Source organism: Xanthomonas sp. NCPPB 4467 (assembly GCF_041475665.2).
Lineage (GTDB): Bacteria > Pseudomonadota > Gammaproteobacteria > Xanthomonadales > Xanthomonadaceae > Xanthomonas > Xanthomonas dyei.
Window position 1 is genome coordinate 2633056 of the sequence record NZ_CM191260.1, and the last position, 20998, is coordinate 2654053.

Annotated in this window: 18 protein-coding genes; 5 read left to right on the top strand and 13 right to left on the bottom strand. The window is 63.7% G+C overall.

What is annotated here, in order from left to right:
- Positions 1-6: 6 nt before the first annotated feature.
- From flgH to ACCQ06_RS11450, 9 genes are all read right to left on the bottom strand, one after another.
- Entirely contained in the window at positions 7-699 is a 693-nt protein-coding gene (gene flgH / locus ACCQ06_RS11410; RefSeq protein ID WP_104616671.1) for a flagellar basal body L-ring protein FlgH, read from the bottom strand.
- A gap of 38 nt (positions 700-737) precedes the next feature.
- Positions 738-1523: a flagellar basal-body rod protein FlgG gene (gene flgG, locus ACCQ06_RS11415; protein WP_104616670.1), complete on the bottom strand. Its 786-nt coding sequence runs from the start codon at positions 1521-1523 to the stop codon at positions 738-740.
- Positions 1524-2155: 632 nt separating this feature from the next.
- Positions 2156-3079 (bottom strand): IS110 family RNA-guided transposase, encoded by a 924-nt coding sequence (locus ACCQ06_RS11420; protein ID WP_316686500.1) that lies wholly within the window; start codon positions 3077-3079, stop codon positions 2156-2158.
- A 682-nt stretch (positions 3080-3761) separates the two neighbouring features.
- On the bottom strand, positions 3762-4517 hold the full coding sequence (gene flgF / locus ACCQ06_RS11425; RefSeq protein ID WP_005998249.1) for a flagellar basal-body rod protein FlgF: 756 nt from the start codon (positions 4515-4517) through the stop codon (positions 3762-3764).
- A 150-nt stretch (positions 4518-4667) separates the two neighbouring features.
- Positions 4668-5891 (bottom strand): flagellar hook protein FlgE, encoded by a 1224-nt coding sequence (gene flgE / locus ACCQ06_RS11430; RefSeq protein WP_104617317.1) that lies wholly within the window; start codon positions 5889-5891, stop codon positions 4668-4670.
- Between the two features lie 31 nt (positions 5892-5922).
- Positions 5923-6594 (bottom strand): flagellar hook assembly protein FlgD, encoded by a 672-nt coding sequence (locus ACCQ06_RS11435; protein WP_104617316.1) that lies wholly within the window; start codon positions 6592-6594, stop codon positions 5923-5925.
- A 37-nt stretch (positions 6595-6631) separates the two neighbouring features.
- Positions 6632-7039, bottom strand: a complete 408-nt coding sequence (gene flgC, locus ACCQ06_RS11440) for a flagellar basal body rod protein FlgC (protein ID WP_005998243.1) — start codon at positions 7037-7039, stop codon at positions 6632-6634.
- Between the two features lie 3 nt (positions 7040-7042).
- Complete coding sequence (gene flgB, locus ACCQ06_RS11445) at positions 7043-7444, bottom strand: flagellar basal body rod protein FlgB (protein ID WP_104617315.1); 402 nt, start codon at positions 7442-7444, stop codon at positions 7043-7045.
- Positions 7445-8054: 610 nt separating this feature from the next.
- Complete coding sequence (locus tag ACCQ06_RS11450; protein WP_003482947.1) at positions 8055-8999, bottom strand: chemotaxis protein CheV; 945 nt, start codon at positions 8997-8999, stop codon at positions 8055-8057.
- 388 nt (positions 9000-9387) lie between these two features.
- On the opposite strand from ACCQ06_RS11450, the gene flgA reads away from it, so the two are divergent.
- From flgA to ACCQ06_RS11470, 4 genes are all read left to right on the top strand, one after another.
- Positions 9388-10032, top strand: a complete 645-nt coding sequence (gene flgA, locus ACCQ06_RS11455) for a flagellar basal body P-ring formation chaperone FlgA (RefSeq protein ID WP_316692461.1) — start codon at positions 9388-9390, stop codon at positions 10030-10032.
- A 66-nt stretch (positions 10033-10098) separates the two neighbouring features.
- Positions 10099-10410 (top strand): flagellar biosynthesis anti-sigma factor FlgM, encoded by a 312-nt coding sequence (flgM, locus tag ACCQ06_RS11460; protein WP_104617313.1) that lies wholly within the window; start codon positions 10099-10101, stop codon positions 10408-10410.
- 15 nt (positions 10411-10425) lie between these two features.
- The gene (locus tag ACCQ06_RS11465) at positions 10426-10758 is read left to right on the top strand and encodes a flagella protein (protein WP_055854424.1); all 333 of its coding nucleotides are present in this window, start codon (positions 10426-10428) and stop codon (positions 10756-10758) included.
- A 301-nt stretch (positions 10759-11059) separates the two neighbouring features.
- Positions 11060-12286 carry an ATP-binding protein gene (locus ACCQ06_RS11470; RefSeq protein ID WP_104617320.1) on the top strand — a complete coding sequence of 409 codons (1227 nt, stop codon included), beginning with the start codon at positions 11060-11062 and terminating at the stop codon, positions 12284-12286.
- Positions 12287-12461: 175 nt separating this feature from the next.
- Here ACCQ06_RS11470 and ACCQ06_RS11475 read toward each other — a convergent pair whose 3' ends face one another.
- Both ACCQ06_RS11475 and ACCQ06_RS11480 read right to left on the bottom strand, forming a co-directional pair.
- Complete coding sequence (locus ACCQ06_RS11475; protein WP_104617311.1) at positions 12462-14183, bottom strand: EAL domain-containing protein; 1722 nt, start codon at positions 14181-14183, stop codon at positions 12462-12464.
- Positions 14184-14186: 3 nt separating this feature from the next.
- On the bottom strand, positions 14187-16319 hold the full coding sequence (locus tag ACCQ06_RS11480; protein WP_316692462.1) for a sensor histidine kinase: 2133 nt from the start codon (positions 16317-16319) through the stop codon (positions 14187-14189).
- Between the two features lie 119 nt (positions 16320-16438).
- Between ACCQ06_RS11480 and ACCQ06_RS11485 the strand changes: the two genes are divergently transcribed.
- Positions 16439-19225 (top strand): bifunctional diguanylate cyclase/phosphodiesterase, encoded by a 2787-nt coding sequence (locus ACCQ06_RS11485; protein ID WP_211287760.1) that lies wholly within the window; start codon positions 16439-16441, stop codon positions 19223-19225.
- Between the two features lie 434 nt (positions 19226-19659).
- On the opposite strand, the gene ACCQ06_RS11490 is transcribed toward ACCQ06_RS11485, so the two are convergent.
- Together ACCQ06_RS11490 and ACCQ06_RS11495 are read right to left on the bottom strand one after the other, a co-directional pair.
- The gene (locus ACCQ06_RS11490; protein WP_316685775.1) at positions 19660-20361 is read right to left on the bottom strand and encodes a hypothetical protein; all 702 of its coding nucleotides are present in this window, start codon (positions 20359-20361) and stop codon (positions 19660-19662) included.
- A gap of 273 nt (positions 20362-20634) precedes the next feature.
- Positions 20635-20922, bottom strand: a complete 288-nt coding sequence (locus ACCQ06_RS11495; RefSeq protein WP_316685776.1) for a hypothetical protein — start codon at positions 20920-20922, stop codon at positions 20635-20637.
- Positions 20923-20998 lie beyond the last annotated feature (76 nt).

A 20998-nucleotide genomic window follows, 5' to 3' on the forward strand; every position in this document is an offset into this window, starting at 1 on the left:
GCAGGCTCAGTAGGGCGACAGACGGGAATTGAAGAAGCGGCTCAGCCAGCCCATCGCGTTGGACTGCGCGATCGCGCCGCGGCCGCCGTAAGCGATGCGGGCATCGGCCACCTTGCTCGAGGGCACGGTGTTGTCCGGGGCGATGTCGGCGGCGCGCACGATGCCTTGCACCTGCACCAGTTCGTCGCCCTGGGTCAGGCGCAGATTCTTCTGCCCCTGGATCACCAGATTGCCGTTGGGCAGGCGCTGCATCACGGTGACGGTCACGCTGCCCTGCATGCGGTTGCTCTGCGCGGTATTGCCCTTGCCATCGAAGCTGCGATCGCCGCTCAGCGAGTTCTGCAGCACGTTCAAGCCACCGACGGTGAGCGGTGCACCCAGCAATGTCGGTGCGGCCATGGTGGTCGCGTCCTTCTTGCTGATGCTGGTGTTGGCGGTAGACGAGGCGGTGGTGCTTTCCACCAAATTCACCGTCAGCAGATCGCCAACGTCGCGTGCGCGACGGTCGCCGTAGAGGTTCAGGCCCGGGCCGGCAGCGTAGATCGCACCGGCGGTGGGCTGCGCCACCGGCGCGACCACCGGCACGATCGGCGCCAGCTCGGCGAACGGCCGCACGTCGCCGGCTGCCACGCAGCCACCCAGCAGCGCGCTGCAGGCGATGGCGAAGCACAGGGAGGAGAGAGAGGGCAGGCGGGACATGGCGTGAGTTCCTGAGAGGGCAGCGACCGGCGAGCCGATCAGACGTTGTTGTTCAAGTAACCGAGCATCGAGTCGGTGGTGGAAATCGCCTTGGCATTCATTTCGTAGGCGCGCTGCGTCTCGATCATGCTCACCAGCTCTTCCACCGTATTGACGTTGCTGCCTTCCAGCGCGCCCTGCACGGTGGTGCCCAGGCCATTGAGGCCGGGGGTGCCGTTCTGCGCGGGGCCGGAGGCGGTGGTTTCGACGAACAGGTTCTCGCCCTTGGCTTGCAGACCCGAGGGGTTGATGAAGTCGGTCAGCGTCAACGAACCGATTTCCTGCGCCGCGGCCTGGCCGGCCAGGGTCACGCTGATGGTGCCGTCGTTGCCGATGGTCAGCGACTGCGCGCCTTGCGGCACCTGGATGCCGGGCTGCAGCGGGTAGCCGCTGTTGGTGACGACTTCGCCCTGCGCATTGATCTGGAAAGTGCCGTCGCGGGTGTAGGCGGAGGTGCCGTCGGGCATCTGCACCTCGAAGAAGCCGCGCCCGTTGACCATCACGTCGAGCGCGCGGCCGGTCTGCTGCTGGCTGCCCTGGTCGAAGCCTTTGAAGGTAGAAACCACCCGCACACCGGTACCCAACTGCAGGCCGGTGGGCAGCTGCGTCTGCGCGGAGGTAGAACCGCCTGGCGCACGCACCTGTTGATACAGCAGGTCTTCGAACGCGGCACGGTCGCGCTTGAAGCCGGTGGTATTGGTATTGGCCAGGTTGTTGGAAATGACCGACATGCGCGTCTGCTGCGCATCCAGTCCGGTTTTGGCGACCCACAAAGCCTGATTCATGACCCGATTCCTCGTTAGACCCGGGGATGTGTTCCGGGTACGGCTGGGTACATGCACGTGCCGTGCCAAACCCGCGTCGGAATCTTGCCGGCTGTGCGGTGGATCACGTGGCGCAAGGCCGAGACGCGGCGGCCAGGAGACGATGCATCGTTGCGCTGGAGGGGCCGGACAACCGCAGGGATGTAGCGGGGTGCAGACAGCAAGCCAGTGAACGTTGATGCCTTCCGTTATTGCTTGCCGATCAGCAGCGGCCAACCGTGGAAGCGCGGCGTCGTCTCCGGGGGCGAGACCGTGTAGCGGCATGGATGCCGCTACCGAGCCTCCACGGACGGATTCACGGCGTGTCCCGCTCCCGGAGACGGCGCCGCGCATCGACCAACCCGCTTACTACAGCTATCCGGTCACAAGGTCTCCAACCATCACCGCTGCCAATTTGCGCGCATGCGGCGGTCTGCTGAGGGCGCTTGCACGCGTGTAGGCATGGGAGACGCCGTGAGTCCGTCCATGGAGCAACTGTGTTGGTCAGGACCTCAATCCGCGACCTTTGATCAGTTTCCTTCGGGCGTGTTCATCGGTAGGTGCCGGCCGCTGGCTAGCACGCTTTTGCGTTTACTCACGGCCGCCGAGCGCGCTCAGGTGGGCTGCAGAGCGGCTCTTTGATCGCGCACGCGCGCATTGAGGATGACCAGCATCTTGCGCATCACCGCCACGAGGGCGACCTTGCCTTCCTTGCCGCGTGTGCGCAGCGATCTGTAAAAATCGCGCAGACCTGGCTCGTGCCGAGCCGAGGACATCGCCGCCATATACAGCGCCTGCCGGATATCGGCTCGGCCTCCGCCGATCCCCCGTTTACCACGCATCGCGCCGCTGTCGCGCGAGAGCGGGGCAACGCCAACCAATCGGGAGATTTGCTTTCCGTTGAGCGTCCCAAGCTCCGGTAACCGGGACACCAGCACGGCCAGCAGCACCGGACCGACCCCTTTGAGCGTCTTCAACGCGGCCAGGTGCGGTTGCTCGATGAGCAGCGTCTTCAGCTGCCCGGCGATCAGGTTGTCTAGCCGCGCCACGCTGCGCACAAGCTGGTTCACGTTGCCCTGCAGGATCTTTCGTAGCGCTTTTTCCGCAACCTGCAGCAACTGCTGCCTTGCTGCTTTCAGCAGTTCGACCAGTTGCCGACGGGCACGTACATGCTCGCCCAGATCGCGCTGCCAGGGTTCCAGTGGAACATACCGATGGAGTTCCATCTTCTCGGCCATGCAGGCCAACATGGCCGCGTCCAGCCGGTCAGTCTTGGCCAGTCCCAAACCGTTGGCCAGGTTGCGTGCCCGTTGTGCATTGACGCGCGCTACCGGCAGTGCGGCGTGATGCAAGGCATCCAGCGCTGCCAGCTCGTAGCCCCCGGTCGCCTCCAGCACCACCTGCCGCACCGACAGCGTCTTCAGCCAATCGACACGCTTCCGATGACCGCCTGCGGTGTTGGTGAACTGACGGGTTTGGCCTCGAAAAACGGCAACGTCCAGAAAGTGTTTGCACACATCGATCCCGATTCCGCTCATGGGAAATCTCCGCTAGGCTAAAAATGTCGAGAGCTCCCTCGCTTGCCCAGTCTTATCGTTTCGAGTGTCAGCTCGGGCAACTGTTCGGGCGAATCAAGGGAGAATCCGGCGTGGGTACCAAGCTACATGGCGATCGCTGAGATCCAGGCTCTGACGGCAGCCCACGCCGGCTCTCGACACCTAAACTGCCAGATTCCGAACAGATAAGGCTCTTACGCGGCATCCATGCCGCATAAGGTCCCACGCCTACACGCGCGCAAGCACCGCCGGTGTTGGTAGGCGACTGAGATAAACGCGGCGTTGATAGACGTGGCGGTTGAATCAGGTGCCGTGCGTCGACTGATGTCTTCGCTGGGCAATGGGTGCAACGGCTTGGAGCGACGCCATGCGCACTGCGCGTTTGGACCGCGTGCAGCCGGGCAGCTTTCAGGCCTGAAGCCGAGGACGGCAGCTAGGATAAACGCGCCGCAATAACGCGCTCGTCGTGCTTCAATCGACCAAATGACCGCAATAGTCATCCGCCTGACGGCGTAGTCGCTTCGGCGATCACGTTTAGGGCATCTGACGGCTGCTGGATGGCCAGCAGACAAGCGCATCCGGCGCCTGGAATCGGCAGGTATCGCTGCGCACTCGGGTCCGGCGTGCCGGCCGCACTCGCTTGGCGACCACTCGCCAGGTGTTATTAGCCACTGACCCGCAGCAAGGAATTGGCCGACTGCGCGTTGTCGTCGCCGTTCTTGATGATCTTGACCTGCATTTCGAACTGGCGCTGCAGCTGGATCATCTCCACCAAAGCACCGGCGGCATCCACATTGCTGCCTTCCAGCATGCCGCCGTTGACGGTCTTGCCGGTGGCCACCGCAAACGCCTGCGCCGGGTCGGTGCTGGTATTGCGCATCAAGCCGTCCGGGCGTCGCGTCAAACGGTCGGCGGGCGCATCGACCACCTTCATCTTGCCGACGATATCCATCGCCTGCGGGCCTTCGCCCTGCGGGATGATGGAAATGCTGCCGTCGCTACCGATTTCCATTGCCTGGTGCGGCGGGATGGTCATCGGGTTGCCGCCTTCATCCAGCACCGCATGTCCGTTGGCGGTGACCAACTGGCCATTGGCGGTGAGCGCCAATTCGCCGTTGCGGGTGTAGGCCTCGCTGCCGTCGGGCGACTGCACGGCCAGCCAGCGGTCCTGTTGCAACGACACGTCCAGCGGGTTGCCGGTGACTTTCTGATGGCCCTGGCTGCGATCGAAGCCCTGATCCACATGCAGCGCATCGATCCGCGACGGATACCCTTTGCCCTGGATCTTGAAGGCCTCGGTATTGGCCAATGCGGCCTTGAACCCCACCGTATCGACGTTGGCAAGGTTGTGCGACACGGTGCTCTGCGCCTGCAGGGAGGCGCGGGCACCGGTCATTGCGACGTAAAGGGCTTTGTCCATTTGACACCGAGAATCGAGAGTGGGAAATCGGGAATCGTAAAAGCGGGATTGCTGGAGACTGGGAGAGGGAGGTAAGGCCGTTGTCCGCTAGACGTGACGCCGGCTCTTACGATTCCCTATTCCCTATTCCCTATTCCCTATTCCCAGCCCTTAACGAATATTGATGATCGTCTGGGTGACCTGATCCTGGGTCGAGATCATCTGCGAGTTGGCCTGGAAGTTGCGCTGGGCCACGATCATGTTCACCAGCTGCTCGGTCAGGTCCACCGTGGAGGATTCCAGCGAGCCGGATTCGATCTGGCCCAGGTCCGAAGTGTCTGGCGCGCCGGTGCGGGGGGCGCCGGAGGTGTAGCTTTCGGCCCACATGTTGTTGCCCTGCGACTGCAGGCCCTGCGGGTTGATGAAGCTGCTCAGTGCGACCTGGCCCAGCGGCTTGTCGGCGCCGTTGGAATAGCGTGCAAACACCACGCCGCTGGTGTCGATGCTGATTTCGTTGAGCTTGCCGCTGGCGTAGCCGTCCTGGCGGGTGTCGCGTAGTGCGAAGGCTTCGCCGTACTGGGTGGAGCCGCTGACATTGAGCTGCATGTTCAGCACGCCGGCACCGGTGCTGGGGGTGAACGGGTCCATCGCGATGATGCCGTTAGACGGGGTGGTCAGCGACCCGGTGTCGGAGAACTGCAACGTGGTCGGCGCACCGACTGCCGTGCCGTCCACATAGTTGTGCACCTGCCACTCGTTCGGGTTGGCGGTCTTGACGAAGTAGGAGGTCTGCACGTGGCTGACGCCCAGCGAGTCGTAGACATTGATGCCGCCGGTGGAGTGGCTATAGGTCTTGTCGTCGGCCGGGTTGAACGGGGTCACCGTCGGCGCGGTGGCGTTGCCGGGCAGGGTGAAGGCCAGGTTGACCGTGGAGGTCGACTTGGGCGGGCTGTCGGTGGTCAGCAGCTGCAGGTCCGACAGGCGGCCCACGTCGAAGCCATTGCCGCTCGGATTGGGCGCAAACACCTGCAAACGCGCGCCCTGCGGGTTGATCACATAGCCGTTGGAGTCGGTCTGGAAGTTGCCGGCACGGGTGTACATCTTGGCGCCGTTGGACGACACGGTGAAGAAGCCCTCGCCGGAGACGGCCAGATCCAGGCTGCGCCCGGTCGGGTCGATATTGCCCTGCGAGAACTGCTGCGCCACGTTGCTGACCCGCACGCCCGAACCGACCGCATTGCGCGACAGGCCGTAGCTGGTGCTCTGGAACATGTCGGCAAACTCGGCGCGCGATTCCTTGAACCCGGTCGTGTTGACGTTGGCGATGTTGTTGGAAGTGACGTTCAGATCGGCATTGGCTGCGTTGATGCCGGACAACGAGGTGTTGAAAGCCATGGATGAGTTCCTTTAAGTGTCGGTTGCCGGCTCAGCTGACGCGGAGCACGTTGGCGAGCGGGGAGGTGCCGAGCCCCGTCAAGTTGAGATACAGGCCGTCCGAGCCGATCGTGACGCTGTCCACCGGTGCATCGACGTAGGTGGATAACTTGCTCTTGGCACCGGCGGTGTCGGTTTGGGTTGCGGTAATGCCGTATTTGCCGGCGGCCATGCGGTTGCCGTTGGCGTCGGTGCCGTCCCAGGCAAACGACACCTCACCGGCGGCGCTGGCCGGCACGCTGAGTTGTTTGACGAAGGCGCCGTTGGCATCGGTGATTTCGAAATTGACGAAGCCGGCCGAGGTCGCCGCGACCACGCCCTTGGCCGAGCCGGTGGCATCGATGGCGACCTGCGCCGACGGCACCAGCACGTTGTGCCCGACCAACGCTGCGCCCTTGAGCACCTGGTCGCTGCTTTGCGCTGCGGAGAAACTGCTGACCTTGGTGTTGAGGTCGCCGATACCCTGCACGGTGGAGAACTGCGCCAACTGACCCAGAAACGCGCTGTTTTCCATTGGTTTGAGCGGGTCTTGATGCTGCAGCTGCTCGGTCATCAGTTTGAGGAAGTCGGCCTGGCCGAGCGATTCCTCTTTCTTCTTCGTCGATGTGGCGCTGCTGGAGGTCAGCCCGAGGCTGGTGTAGAGGTCGCTACCGATCGTGCTCATTGGGAAGGGTCCGTAGGAAAAAGGTCAGCAAGGAGGGTCAGCGACCCATCGTGAGAGTCGCGAGCGCCAGTTCCTTGGCGGTATTGAGCATTTCCACGCCTGCCTGGTAATTGCGCGAGGCGGAAATCATGTTGACCATCTGCGAGACCGGGTCCACGTCGGGCGAGAACACGTAGCCGTCGGCATCGGCCAGCGGGTGGCCGGGCTCGTAGCGACGGATCGGCGGCGCGTTGGTGGTGGTGATCTCCTTGACGTTCACCGAGGTCAGGCTGGGGTCCTGACGGCTCTGCTGGGCCTGGAAGATCGGCTCGATCGGTTTGTAGGTCGCCTCGACCGAACCGGCGACCGAGTCGGCATTGGCCAGGTTGGAGGCGATGGTGCTCAGGCGGACCGACTGCGCATGCAGCGCCGAGCCGGCTACATCGAAAATGGGAAGGTTGCTCATGACTTATTGGCCCGTGATCGCGGTGAGCATCGAGCGCACCTTGGATTCGAGGAAGCTCAGCGACGCGCGGTATTCCAGCGCGGCGCGGCCGTAGGCGGCGCGTTCTGCATCGGGATCGACAGTATTGCCGTCCAGGCTGGGCTGGTCGGCCTCGCGGGTGATCTGGAACGGATTGAGCCCGGCGGCGCCACCCACTTCGTAATGCTTGGCGTCGGTGGCCTGCATCAGGCCGCCGTCCTGCACGCCCTGGGCCGACTTCAGCGCCGCTTCGAAGTTGAGATCCTTGGCCTTGTACCCAGGGGTGTCCACATTGCTCAGATTGCTGGCAATGAGCTTCATGCGCTGCTCGCGCAACGACAATGCGTCGCCGTGGACGCCGAGGAAGGACGAGAAGGGATTGGACACGGTGCTCTCCCGCGAAGTGTTGCCAGGGAAGAAGCAATGTTTGTGCCAAATCAGGGGTATGGCGGAACCCGCTGCGCGGGGAGGGCGGTGAAAGCGCCCTGGTGGGGCCTTGATGGGTCAGGGCCGCGCTTTCAGCGAGGAAGGCAAACCTGCAAAGACCGGTTCGGCCCCTCGCGCGCTATCGAAAAACCTTATGCAAGTCCTGTGCGAGGCTCCGCGTGGCTAGCGGCCGCGGCCGGCAACGGTCGGGGCCAGCGGGAAGAGTCAGGTGGCAGCGGCGACCGCTCGCAGCCCTAGAAAGGCGCTGCTTACAACGGATGCGACCGCCTTGGAAATCGAGCGCGTTGCCGAAGATGGCGCGCTGCTGCGGACGATCGTCTTACGTGACGAGATAGGTCGGGAGTCGTGATGAGTCGCTGTTGGCGGTAATTCACGCCAACAGCAGGCTGGCAATCCATCCAGAGCGCGCCGCCAAGGCGGCTTGGGTGTCGCCTGAACTCCGACGCCAGGAGCGCCTGCGAGGCATTCCTTCTTTCTCATTGCCATCGGCACCTGCGGCCGCGCGCTGCGAACGCCCCGCCGCCGGCGAACCGGTCAGTCGATCTCTTGCTCAGGCCGCTTCGGCAACCACTTTCAGGCGTGCCAGCACGTAGTCGGCCAGCTCGTGGGCGCTGTACTTGGCCACGAAGGCATTGGCGCCGACCTGTTCGACCATGGCGTTGTTGAACACGCCCGACAAGGAGGTGTGCAGCAGCACGTACAGGCCTTGCAGGCCCGGTGTGCGCCGGATTTCCGTCGTCAGCGTGTAACCGTCCATTGCCGGCATTTCGATATCGGAGATCACCATCGCATAGCGGTCGGCCGGGTTTTCGCCCGACGCGGCCACCTGCAGCAGGTGATCCAGCGCCTGGCGGCCGTCGGACAACAAGGTTGCCGACACCCCCAGCTGGTCGAGCACGCTGCGGATCTGCTGACGCGCCACCCGCGAGTCGTCCACCACCAACACCTGGAACTGACGGTCGTAGGCCACCAGCTGCAGCGACGGGTCCAGCTGCACGTCCTTGCTGACCTTGGCGATGTCGGCCAGCACGCTTTCCACGTCGATCACCTGGATCAGCTCGCCCTGGAACCGCGTCACCGCCGTCAAATAAGTGGCTTCGGCGCCAAGTTCCGGCGGCGGGTGGATATCTTCCACCGCAATATTGACGATGCGCTCCACGCCGCTGACCAAAAATCCCTGGACCGATCGGTTGAACTCGGCCACCACCAGATAGCCGGGGCCGTTTTCGGAGTGCGAATCGCGTTCCGGGTGGCCGATCGCCAGGCCTAAGTCCAGCACCGGCACCGAGCGCCCGCGCACGTCGGCAACGCCGGCGAACTCGGTGGGCAAGCCTGGCACCTGAAACAGTTCCGGCCGGCGCAGCACTTCCTGGACCTTGAAGACGTTGACGCCAAAAAGCTGGCGTCCGCCCAGCCTAAACAGCAGCAGCGCCAGTCGGTTGTGGCCAGCCAGTCGGGTGCGCTGGTCGATGCGGTTGAGCAGATCGTGGGTCATGGGGCAGATATCGACAGCGCCGCCCGGAAACTTGAGGGCTTTGTGGTTGGCGGAGGGGCGCTGTCTGGATTCGGGAGTCGGGATTTGCGATTCGCTTGGAGGCGGGCATTGGTGATTCGGGAGTGGGGATTGGTTTTGGAGCAGGATCAAGCTCTAAAGCTAAAGCCTGCGCTGGAGCAGGGATCTGGCGATTGAGCCGCGACGGGCTGCCGGACGATGTCCTGGTCTGGGTACCACCACTCACTTGAGTTAGGCGCCCACGCAGGCCCGGCTGCAATCACCGCAACCTTGCAGACATGCAACAGCCCGCTCTAGCCAATCTCCAATCCCGGCAAAAACAGGCACACCGCTTGCATGAGCTTCCGCGTCTTCTTCCGGATCTGGTCCCATGCGCCTGCTCCTGCTTGTTGTTTTGTTGGTCGCCGCCCCGGCCTGGGCCGATGGGTATCAGTCGGTCGATTCCATTCGCGCAGCGGCGCTGGCCACGGTTGGCCCCGATGCCGAAGCCGAGGCCACGCTCGATCCGGGTCTGCGCATGCCGGCCTGTCCCATCGCGTTGCAAGCCCAGCCCACCGGCACCAATACGGTCGAAGTGGCCTGCCCGCAGCCGGCCGGCTGGCGCCTGTTCGTGCCGTTGAAGGTGCGCCGCAACCAGGATGTACTGGTGCTGCGTCGGGGCATCAGCGCTGGAGAAACCATCTCGCTGGCCGATATCAGTATCGAGAAGCGTGACGCCGCCCGCATCGTCGGTGCGGTACTGGCCGACCCGGTGGCCGCAGTGGGCAAGTCCGCCCGCCGCGTCCTGCCGGCCGGCTCGCTGCTCTCGGCCAATGATCTGGTGACGCAGCGGCTGGTCCGGCGCGGCGACACCGTCCCGCTGGTGTCGCGCAACGGCGGTCTGGAGGTGCGCATGAGCGGTCGCGCACTCTCCGATGCCGGCGAAAACGAGCGGGTTTCGGTTGAAAATTCCTCGTCCCACCGTGTGGTGCACGGGATTGTTGAAGCGAGCGGAACCGTTTTGGTCTCCAGGTAGAAATTTTCTATAAAGTTTTTTTTCCGGGTGCCGTTATCCCCTACGACCTGTAGAGGAGTTCCTGACATGACCCAGAAAATCGAAGGCAATCTACCGACCGCTGCCACTCTTCGCACCGCGGCCACGAGCAGCAAGATCGTTCCGGCCGGCGAAGATCGCGCGTCCCCGATTGCAGCCTTACCGCCCACCGACAGCGTCAAGCTGACCGGCGAGGCCACCAATCTGCAGAACCTGCAGCGCGAGCTTTCGCAGTCCTCGGCGATCGACACCGGTCGCGTCCAGGCGGTGAAAGAAGCCTTGCAGAACGGCAGCTACTCCATCAACCCGGATGCCATCGCCAGCCGCATGATGGATCTGAATCAGCAACTGGCGGGTTGATTCCCGACTTAAAGGATGAACGTGAACGAGTTCCTGCAACGTCTCAGCGATGCGCTGGCCGGCGAACGCCAGGCATTACTCGAGAACGACATCGACGGGTTGATGCGGCACACGCAGGACAAGCTATCGGCGCTGCGCGCGCTTGAAGCGCGAATGCCCGAAGGCGAAGAAGAGCGTCTGCGTGAGCTGGCCGAAGCCAACCGCGCCAATGGTGCGCTGCTGGCACGCCGCCGCCGCGAAGTGAACTGGGCATTGCGTCACCTTGGGCGAACCGAAAGCGCGCCCTCGTACGATGCCAAGGGCCAATCCAACGTGCTGCGCGGCGGACGTTCGCTGGCAGTTGCCTGAGCTAGCCCTCCGGCATAGCGCGCACGCAGCTTGTGTGGTGCGCGCAGATGGATGCTTTGGCAAAGCGATGCGGGTTTGCTGCCGTCGAAAAAGCCGGCTGGCAGGCGTGTTGCAATGCCGACAGACAACAGCGCCGTGCAATCACCGTCGTCAGATCACGCACGCGCGCCGATGCAGATCACCGGCCGCGCCCGCCTGGCGGTGCGCACGGTCGTTTTGTTAGCGACCCCAAGACCAAGCGGCGATGCGGCCGCCCAAGGGTTCGGCGTATATTGAGGCGTCCTTGCTGCCGCCGTGTCCCGTGACCGCCAAGTTTTTTCTCAATCAATCGTTGTTGCCGTCCCCGACCACCCTGCGCGCATTCGGCGATCAGATGCTCGAGGGCGTGTTGCTGTTCCGCGCCGATGGACAGCTGATTCTGGCCAACGCCGTTGCGCGTCAGAGCCTGTGCAAGGAAGACCCCGCCGATGATCGCAATCTTGGCGAGCGGATCTCGCAGGTATTGCCATCGGATGCACTGAATCAGGCGCGCAGCAAGGGCAGCTGGACCGGCAGCTTGCCGGTAGCCGACCGCGTGGTCATCGCGCACCTGTATTACAACGAAGAGCAGGGCGTTGGCCACTTTCTGGCGTTGTTCCACAACATCGAAGGCCAGCAGGATTACGAGCGCGAGCTGCAACAGCGCCACGCCGAACTGCGCCAGGCCTACATGCGCTTGAACGGCGCACAGGACAAACTGCTGCAGTCGGAAAAGATGGCCTCCATCGGCCAGCTGGCCGCCGGCGTGGCGCACGAGATCAATAATCCGATCGGCTATGTGCACTCCAATCTCGGCAGCCTGCAGGAATACCTGCGCAGCCTGTTTACGCTGATCGAAGCCTACGAGCGCGCGCTGCAGGCGCCGGACCCGAAGGCCTTGATTCCGGAGATCGACGAAATCCGCAACCGTGCCGACATCGACTTCATCAGCCGCGATCTGCCGCAGTTGATGGCCGAATCGCGCGAAGGCATCGAGCGGGTGACCCGCATCGTGCGCGACCTCAAGGACTTCTCGTACTCGGACCGTTCCGAGTCGTGGAAGATGGTGGACCTGCATGCCGGCCTCGAATCCACGATCAACATCATCTGGAACGAGCTCAAGTACAAGGTGACCCTGGAGCGCAATTACGCCGAGCTGCCGCTGGTGGAGTGCCTGCCGTCCGAGCTCAACCAGGTCTACATGAACATGCTGCTCAATGCCGGCCAGGCGATTGTCGAGCGGGGTACGATCACCGTCACCACCGGGCGCGACGAAGCGGAAAACGTCTGGATCCAGTTCCAGGACAGCGGCGCCGGCATCGCCCCGGACCTGCTGCAGCGCATTTTCGACCCGTTTTTCACCACCAAACCGGTCGGCAGCGGCACCGGCCTGGGCCTGTCGATCTCCTACGGCATCATCAACAAGCACCACGGCCGCATCGACGTGGAAAGCGTGCCGGGGCAGGGCGCCAGCTTCCGAATCGTGTTGCCGATCCGGCAGCCGAAGTAGCGCTGACGCGCTGGGAATCGGGAATCGGGAATCGGGAGTAGGGAATCGGGAGAGCGGCATGCGCTGGTGCTTTGATTTTGAGGCACGATTTGGTGCTCTGATTTTGAGGCACGATTTGGCACGCGGAGAGTCAAGCGGTAGATATCTGCTCTACCAATTCTCCATTCCCGATTCCCTATTCCCGGCCGTTGCGTAGCTCGTCATGGGTGCGGAAGGCCTGGCGAATATGCTCGCGCAGTTCGTCGTCGTTCCAGGGTTTGGTCAGGAAGCGGTAGATCGCGCCGCGGTTGATCGCCTCGGTCACCGTGGCAAGGTCGGTGTAGCCGGACAGCACCAGGCGAACGGTGTCGGGGTAGAGCATCTTGACCCGGCCCAGGAACTCGGTGCCGCTCATATCGCTCATGCGCTGGTCCGACAGGATCACCTGCACATCGTTGGTGGCCAACAGGTCGAAGGCATCGCGCACGTTGCCGGCCGCCAGGATGCGATAGCCATCGCGGCGAAACAGGCGCACCAGCGAGCGCAGCACGTTCTCTTCGTCGTCCAGCAGCAGCAGGGTGCGGTCGGGGCGGCTTTCGGCGAACGATTCCGGACGCAGATAACGCCGACGCAAGGCCATGCCGGCCGATTCGGCCGACATCGGTTCTCCGAACAGATAGCCCTGGAAGATGTCGCAATCGTTGCGTCGCAAAAAGCCCAGTTGCGCCTGCGATTCCACGCCATTGGCGATCACCGTCATGCCCAGCTGGTGACCCATCGCAATGATGGCGCGCGCAATTGCCGCCTCGCGGCTGCCGGCCGGCGCGCTCTTGATGAAGCTGCGGTCGATCTTCAAGCGGTCGACCGGATAACGCACCAACGCGCTCAGGCTGGAATCGCCGGTGCCGAAGTTGTCCAGGCTCAGGCTGATGCCTTCGTTGCGCAGGTTGGCCATCGTCTCGTGGACGAAGTTGACGTTGTTGGTCAACGCGCTTTCGTTGATCTCCAGCGTCACGAACTGCGCCGGCACGCCAGCGGTCTGCAGCATCGCCATCACTTCGTTGAAGAAGCCCGGCCGCAGCAATTGCAGTGTGGAGACATTGACCGCAATGCTGAAATCGTCGAAGCCCTGGTCGCGCCACAGCCGCGCCTGGCGTACTGCGTTCTGCAGCACCCATTCGCCGATCTGTACGATCACGCCCAGCCGCTCGGCTGTGCGCATGAAGCGCTCCGGCACCAGCATGCCCAGCGTGGGCGATTGCCAACGCAGCAGCGCCTCCATGCCGACGATGCGGCCGTCGCGTGCGCTGACCAGCGGTTGATAACGCAGGCGCAGCTCGCCATGCGGGATCGCATCGACGATCTGCCGCGCAATGATGCTTTCGCTATGCGCGTTGGTGGTCGAATTGCGCGTGTACAGGCGCACCGTGTTGCCGCCTTCGCGCGCGGCCTGGTAGCTGGCTTCTTCGGCGTAATCGAGCAGGATCGAGAGCGAGGTCGAGTGTTCCGGACACAGGCTGATACCGACCTTGCCGGTCATGAACAACGTATATGGCAGTACCGACAGCGGTAATTCCAGCTGCTGACGAATCTCTTCGGCAAAATCCTCCGGAAGCGGCGTGTCGTCGCGGCGCACCGCCACGATGATCATCTCGTCGCTGCCATGCCGCCACAACTTGCCGCGCGTCCCCAGAAATTCTTGCAGGCGGCGTGCCACCAGCGTCAGTGCCTGGTCGCCGACCTCACCACTCATGTTCTCGTTGATCGAGGCAAAGTGGTCGATATCGACATGGAAGATCATCAGCGGTTGGCCACCGGATGCCGCCGCGTCGACCAGATGCAGCAATTCGGGATTGCCTGCGCCCAGGCGTGTCGGTTTGACGATTTCCAATCCGGGCGGGATGACAGGGCTCCACATGACTCAACGTCCACCATCTTCGTGGACGGACTCGCCGGCCGGGTGATAGGGCAGGCGCAACGTCACGCGCGTGCCTGCTCCGGGGGCTGAGTCTATCGCGAGCACGCCACCGACGGTTTGCGCACGCTCACGCATCACGATCAGTCCAAGTCCGCGCGGGCCTTCCGGCTCGAAGCCATCGCCGTCATCGCTGACTTCCAGACGGAAACTCTCGCTGTCGATCGATTGCAGACTCATGCGTACTTCGCCGGCGCATGCGTGCCGCAAGGCATTGGTGAGGCTTTCCTGCGCAATCCGGAAGCAGGCCTGCTCGATCTCGTTGCCCGGGCGCACGTCGAGCGCCTGGATGTCCAGTTCCAGGCGCACTTGCGAGGCGCGGAACAGCATCGACGCCTGCCAGCGCAGCGCCGCTTCCAGCCCCAGCGCGTCGAGTTGCGGCGGACGCAACAGCATCGACAGATTGCGCAGCTTGGTCACGGTGGAATCGGCCAGCGACACCACTTCCAGCAAATCTTCGCGACGCGCGACCGGGTCGAGCTCGTCCAGCGCCGCATGCGCAGACAACTTCATCGCGGTGATCGCCTGGCCGATGTCGTCGTGCAGATCGCGCGAGATCGCGCGGCGTTCGTCTTCCTGCAGCGAGAACAGGCGCTTGGCCATCGCTTGCAATTCGGCATTGCTCTCGGCCAGCGCGTCGCGAATGCGCTCGGGCTCGCTCAGATCGCGCACCACCAGCAGCTTGCAGCTGCGCCCGCCGTAACGGATATCGCCGGCCGACAGGCCCGCGTAGAACGTGCTGCCATCGCGACGGCGCATTGCCCGCGCACTGGACACCGGCTCATTGCGATCGCTGCCGGCACGCAGATACTCGCGAACCACCGACAGGTCGGAATCGCCGACCAGCGTCTGCAGCGGCTCGCCCAGAATGGTTTCTCCCTGAAAGCCGAACTGCGTGGAGCCGGCGGCATTGGCGTACATCACGTGCTCGTCGGCGAGGATCAGCACGCCGTCCGGCAGCACCCGCACCAACTCGCGGAACTGTTCTTCGCGCTCGCGCAGCAGACGCCGCGACTGTTCGCGCTCGCTGACATCCTGCAAGGTGCCGTGCACATGGCTTGCGCCGCTGGGCAGGGTCACGCTTTCAGCCCGCAGATGCACGGTGCGCGGCTGCGAGTCGCCACCGGTGAGCGGTAGCAGCACATCGATCTGCACATCGCCGCCGGTACACATGTCTTCGATCATGCGTTCGATGCGCGTCTGGGTGGCGGTGTCGGATGCGGTCAGCAGCTCTTCCAGCCGATGTTCGCGCCGATGCATCGGCACGCTGCGCCCCAGGATGCGATACACCGCCGACGAATAGCGGCCCAGGCCGGTGGCGCGATCCAGCTGCCACGAACCCAGGCGCGCGATACCTTGGGCTTCTTCCAGGCGCTCCAGCGCTTCGTCGCGCAGATGCTGCGCCTGGCGTTCTTCGCTGCGGTCCACCGTCACCACCAGACGGGCAGGGCCGCTGGCCAGATGCAACTGATTGCTGCGCACCTCGACATGCCGCAGCCCGCTGCGGGTCAGCAGGTCTTCGTTCAACACGCAGGTGGCATCGCCCTTGCCGCGGATCTGCGTGATGATGTCTTCCAGCCGCGCGCCATCGGCGTTGGGCCAGACCGCCTGCAGCGTCTGCTGCAGGAATTCGTCGCGCTCCCAGCCGAAGAACTCCAGCGCCGCCGGGTTGGCGTCGAGGATGCGCATGGTGGCCAGGTCGTAGATGAAGGCCGGGCTGGGCAGGGCCAGGAACTTGGCCTGCAGCAGGGCTTCGGACTGCGCCAGTTGCGCATGCTCTTCCACGATCAAGGTCATGAAGCGCCGCAGCACCAGATGGATCACGATGCTCGACACCAGCAGGAAGCTGGCATCGGACCAGCGCTCCGGTACCGCCGCGCCAGCCAGGTTGAGCAATCGGTTGCCCAGCAACAGCCACACCACCCCGATCAGCAGGTACAGCCCGGTCAGCGTCCACAGGCCTTGCTGCAAGCGTTCGGCCAGGCGAAGTCGGGACACGGGAGGGGACGAGAACGCGGGCGCTGCGACAGGTTGGTGCATGGGTCCGCGGACGACCTTTGAAGCTGGCGATGTCGACATATTAGCCGTAACTCGTCACGGTTCGGTCGCGCTGGACACACCTGCCTCAACTAATCCGCTGGACGGCCGTTATCCATTGCGACCCCGAGGCAGGGGTCGATTCTTCGGAGTGTTCCAGAGTGGACTCAGGCGTCATTGCAAGCATGCTGCAGCACCCGCTGACCTCAGCGGTGGTGTTGTTGGATGCGCATGGCCAGCCCCTGGCGGCCAATCGCGTTGCGCAGTCCCTCGGGCTGCCGGCAACCCTTGGTGCGTATGCCGAAGTGCTGGAGAGCAGCCGTGCCCAGGTGGTCGACACCGGTGGCATGGCGGCCTGTGTGTTGCCGAGAACTGGCGGCGGACGGCTGGAAGGCTGGCTGCGCGCGGTCTGCGACGAGCATGGTCAGATCATGGCCTTCACCCTGAGCATTCCCGAGCCGATGGGCGCCGATGGCACCAGCCGCTGGGAAATAGGCCTGGACAGCGCCGACCACGGGTTGTGGGATTGGGACATCCCCGCCGACGTGGTGTACCGCTCGGAGCGCTGGACCCGGATGCTCGGCTATTCCGAGCAACCGCTGCCGAACAATCTCACCGCGTTGTCCGGGCTGATTCATCCCGACGACCACGCGCAGGTCAGCGCTGCCGTCCAGGCGCATCTGGATGGGCGTACCGATACCTACGTGGCCGAATTCCGGCTGCGCCAGCACGACGGCCAATGGCGCTGGATCCTTGATCGCGGCCGCGTGGTCTCGCGCACCGCCGATGGCCGCCCGCTGCGCATGGTCGGCACCCATACCGACGTGCATCACCAAAAATTGCTCGAGCAGCAACTGCGCGAGCAGCAGGCCCAGCTCGAAGAGGCCCAGCGCATCGCCAGCATGGGCAGCTGGAGCTGGGATTCGCTGAAGGACCAGCTGTGGATCTCGCAGGATTTCCTGCAGCAGCTGGGCATGACCCAGCTGCCCCTGCATGGGATTCGCGACTTGCTGCGTCTGCTCGCCAGGCCCTCGATTGCGCAACTGCGCGGTGCCTGGCGCAAGATCAAGCACGAAGGCCTGCCGGTGGATTTCGAGCTGGAGGTCAACGGCCTGCTCGGCGTCAATCCGCATCATCTGCGGGTCTGGGCGCAACCGGTGTTCGATGGCGACGGCAGCATGGTGCGTGTGCTCGGCCAGCTGCAGAACGTCACCGAACAGCGGCAGACCGATGCGCTGATTCGCTGGCGCACCGAACTGCTCAATCGCGTTTCCGCATTGGGCAGGATCGGCGGCTGCGAAATCGAGGTCGATACCCGTCGCATGCAGTGGACCGAGGAGTGCTACCGCATCCACGGCCTGCGCAAGGAAAACATCACCCTGGAGCAGGCGCTTGCGCTGTACACCCAGGATTCGCGCGACGCCTTCGAAGCGGCGCTGCTACGCATTTCCGATGGCGGCCTGCCCGAGCAGCTGGAGCTGTGCTTCTATCGCAACTCCGGTCAACGCATCTGGGTGCAGGTGCTGATCGAACTTGACCGCCGTGAAGGCTTGCCGCCGCGATTTGTCGCCCTGTTCCGCGATGTCACCCGCGAGCGCGAAGCCAACGAGCGTATCGAGCTGCTGGCGCACTACGACCGCCTGACCGGGCTGCCGAACCGCTTTCTGCTGCGCGAGCAGGCCGAAAACGCCATCCGCGAGGCCAACGAGCGCGGCCAGGTACTGGCCATGCTGCTGATCGATCTGGATGGTTTCAAGAGCATCAACGACTCGTTCGGCCATGCCACCGGCGACAACCTGCTCAAGCTCGCTTCGGCGCGCCTGCATCAGCATCTGCGCAACAGCGATCTGTTCGGACGTTTCAGCGACGACGAATTCATCGTGCTGCTGAGCGATCTCTCCGAGCCGGAAGATGCCGGCCACGTTGCGCGCAAGTTGATCAGCGCGCTCGGCGAGCCGCTGCGCAAGGACCATGTCACCCTCAAACTCGGCGCCAGCATCGGCATTGCGCTGCAGGGCGAGGGTCTGTCGGACTTCGACAGCCTGCTGCGCGCCGCCGATGCGGCGATGTATGCGGCCAAGGAATCCGGCCGCAACACCTTCCACTATTACAGCCAGGATGTGCTGCTGCGTGCGCAGCGCCGTCTGGAGCTCGAGCATGCGCTGCAAGGTGCACTCGAGCGCGAAGAGTTCACGCTGGTCTATCAGCCGCTGGTCAACACCGTGGGCGACGCATCGCCGGCGATCGAAGCGCTGATGCGCTGGAATCGCCCAGGCCATGGCCCGTGCAGCCCGGTCGAATTCATTCCGATCGCCGAAGAGTGCGGCGAGATCGTGCGTCTTGGCGAATGGGTGATCGGCGAGGCCTGCCGCCAGGCGGTGGTCTGGGACCGCGCCGGGCTCCATTTCAGCCGCATCGCGGTCAATGTCTCGGCCGTGCAGTTGCGCGAACGCGGCTTTGCCGAGCGCGTGCTTGAAATCTGCCGCGACAACAGCTGGCCGCCGTCGCGGCTGGAACTGGAATTGACCGAATCTGCGCTGATTCGCGATTCGGACTCGCTGCGCCGTTGTTTCGAATTGTTCGAGCAGAACGGCGTGCTGCTGGCGGTGGACGACTTCGGTACCGGCTTTTCGAACCTGCATTACCTCAACCGCTTCCCGGTGCAGCGCCTGAAGATCGATCGCAGCTTCGTACAGGGCATGCTCGACGATGCCAACACCGCCGAGGTCACCCAGGCCATCGTGCATCTTGGCCACGCGCTGGGCATGCAGGTCGTCGCCGAAGGTGTGGAGACCGTGCAGGAAGACGCCTTGCTACGCCAGCAGGGCTGCGACGAGATCCAGGGCTATTTCTACTCGCGCCCGTTGTCGCCGCGCGACATGGCGCAGTGGCTGCGCGAAGCCGAAGCCGGCATGCGTCTGGGTGCGCGCTTGGTGATCGCCAGCTGAGGCATAGGCCTAGCTGTCACCGGCAGCCTTGATGGTGCGACATGGTGGCAGAGGTGTGTCGCTGCTTGATACGCCGATGCGGCATACGCTCATTACGACAGGTTTCAAGCTCGCCTAGCGCAAGCGACTGAGTGGATGCGCAAGAGTGTCCCATCACATTTGCCCCACGCGCCGGTAGACGCGCATTTTCGCACAACACCGCATACGATTGGATGCGCGCCTCGCAGTGGATGTCACTGCTATCCGGACCGTCATGGCTATCTGCGATAGCGTCCTGCTAGACCATCAGTCCGGATCCGGCTGCGCCGCGGCGCCAACCGTCATGGCCGATGTCCGGCACGTTCAGTGATCGCATCCGCATGCCGCCCTGGCGTGTTGTCAGTGGTGCACGTGAAATCCGCAAGCCAGCCCGCTCAACCGCTCCGGCGCAGTTTTCATTCCGGCGCAAATAAAAGTTCGCGCCTCCAGATCAGCGGCGTTGTTTCTCTTTGTTTGTCTGGGAAGAACAGGGATAAATAGCCTGCTGCGATGGCGCGGTCGCGGAGTTTCAGACCGACGCCTTCTGCGGTCGACACGGATACGGCGGTCACCTTGCCTTGCGCATCGACCGTCATGTCCCACACAAGGCGGCCACTCCACTGGCTCTGGGGAATCGATGCATCATAGTTCGGTCGGCCCACGACATAAGGCATTCCAGGGTCGGTGGACAGTGGCGAATCTTCAAGCCTGGCATGGACCCGTACCGTACTTTCCCCAATGCGTCCGTCGCCGGTCTTTGCTTGGAAGGTCCATAGGCCTGGCGCTCTCCCGTGGCCCAGATCGGCGCCGTAGCACTGCTTTGCGCCACGATAGTCAGGGTACTGATGGCTCGAGACTTCCTGCCCGGATGCGTCGAAGGCCTTCAACACCAACCCGCCCACATCGGTATCGGCAAGATCGGTTGCGACACAGACCTGGTGATGGTGCTGACCATTGGTCAGGAATTGGTTGGTTTGCTGGCGTGCAATCGAGTGAGGCGGCCGGGCCTCCCAGAGGAATTCAAGATAGACACTCTCGCTTGCCGCAGCGGCGGCAGCTACTGCGACCGCGGGCTGGAGCGCTGCTGCAGCCAATAAAACCAAACGACTTGCGTTCATGGATATCCAGCACGCTCAACCTGAGGACGAACGCGATCTTCCCATGCTGATCGGCAATGGGGCGGCGCTCCGAGAGTGATGAGCGACCTCGTCCATGTGGCTGACGAGCCCTGGGTCGTGTTTGCGTATCGGTCAGGAGGCGCTGCAGTTCGGCGCGCGCGGTCGGCGCAGTGCCGTGTTGCCCGGGGCAACTGACAGCCGGCGAGCCTGAGATCGGGCAGTTCAAAACAACCGGCGGGGCGCCTGCCGAGGCACGCCCCGCCGTTGACGGGATCAGCGTGCCGACGCGCCGACGGCGGCGCCGTCCAGCCCGAGATCCCACGCCACGGTCGCAAACAGCAGGTCGTTTTCGCTGCAATCGCGGCGCGGGTTGATCAAGGCCTTGATTTCCGCGCGGGCGGCCAGCTCCAGCCGTTCCAGTGCGGCCGGCAACCGTACTCGCCTCAGCACCGGCTTGGCCGCTTCGCTTTGCGCGATGCGCTCGGCATGGGCGGTGGCCAAGGCTGCTGCCTGCAGTGCGGCATTGGGGTCGGTATCGAGGGTGGGGGCAAGAAGCGTCATGAGCGGAACACCGGGTCGTTACGGAACGACAAATCCCCGGAAGGCCGGGGAATGTCGGGATCAGAAGCTGCGGGCA

Bases quoted from the DNA above. Each gene is read 5' to 3' on its own strand.
- flgH (WP_104616671.1), bottom strand. From the start codon at position 699: ATGTCCCGCCTGCCCTCTCTCTCCTCCCTGTGCTTCGCCATCGCCTGC.
- flgG (WP_104616670.1), bottom strand. From the start codon at position 1,523: ATGAATCAGGCTTTGTGGGTCGCCAAAACCGGACTGGATGCGCAGCAG.
- ACCQ06_RS11420 (WP_316686500.1), bottom strand. From the start codon at position 3,079: ATGAGCGGAATCGGGATCGATGTGTGCAAACACTTTCTGGACGTTGCC.
- flgF (WP_005998249.1), bottom strand. From the start codon at position 4,517: ATGGACAAAGCCCTTTACGTCGCAATGACCGGTGCCCGCGCCTCCCTG.
- flgE (WP_104617317.1), bottom strand. From the start codon at position 5,891: ATGGCTTTCAACACCTCGTTGTCCGGCATCAACGCAGCCAATGCCGAT.
- ACCQ06_RS11435 (WP_104617316.1), bottom strand. From the start codon at position 6,594: ATGAGCACGATCGGTAGCGACCTCTACACCAGCCTCGGGCTGACCTCC.
- flgC (WP_005998243.1), bottom strand. From the start codon at position 7,039: ATGAGCAACCTTCCCATTTTCGATGTAGCCGGCTCGGCGCTGCATGCG.
- ACCQ06_RS11450 (WP_003482947.1), bottom strand. From the start codon at position 8,999: ATGACCCACGATCTGCTCAACCGCATCGACCAGCGCACCCGACTGGCT.
- flgA (WP_316692461.1), top strand. From the start codon at position 9,388: ATGCGCCTGCTCCTGCTTGTTGTTTTGTTGGTCGCCGCCCCGGCCTGG.
- flgM (WP_104617313.1), top strand. From the start codon at position 10,099: ATGACCCAGAAAATCGAAGGCAATCTACCGACCGCTGCCACTCTTCGC.
- ACCQ06_RS11465 (WP_055854424.1), top strand. From the start codon at position 10,426: ATGAACGTGAACGAGTTCCTGCAACGTCTCAGCGATGCGCTGGCCGGC.
- ACCQ06_RS11475 (WP_104617311.1), bottom strand. From the start codon at position 14,183: ATGTGGAGCCCTGTCATCCCGCCCGGATTGGAAATCGTCAAACCGACA.
- ACCQ06_RS11480 (WP_316692462.1), bottom strand. From the start codon at position 16,319: ATGTCGACATCGCCAGCTTCAAAGGTCGTCCGCGGACCCATGCACCAA.
- ACCQ06_RS11490 (WP_316685775.1), bottom strand. From the start codon at position 20,361: ATGAACGCAAGTCGTTTGGTTTTATTGGCTGCAGCAGCGCTCCAGCCC.
- ACCQ06_RS11495 (WP_316685776.1), bottom strand. From the start codon at position 20,922: ATGACGCTTCTTGCCCCCACCCTCGATACCGACCCCAATGCCGCACTG.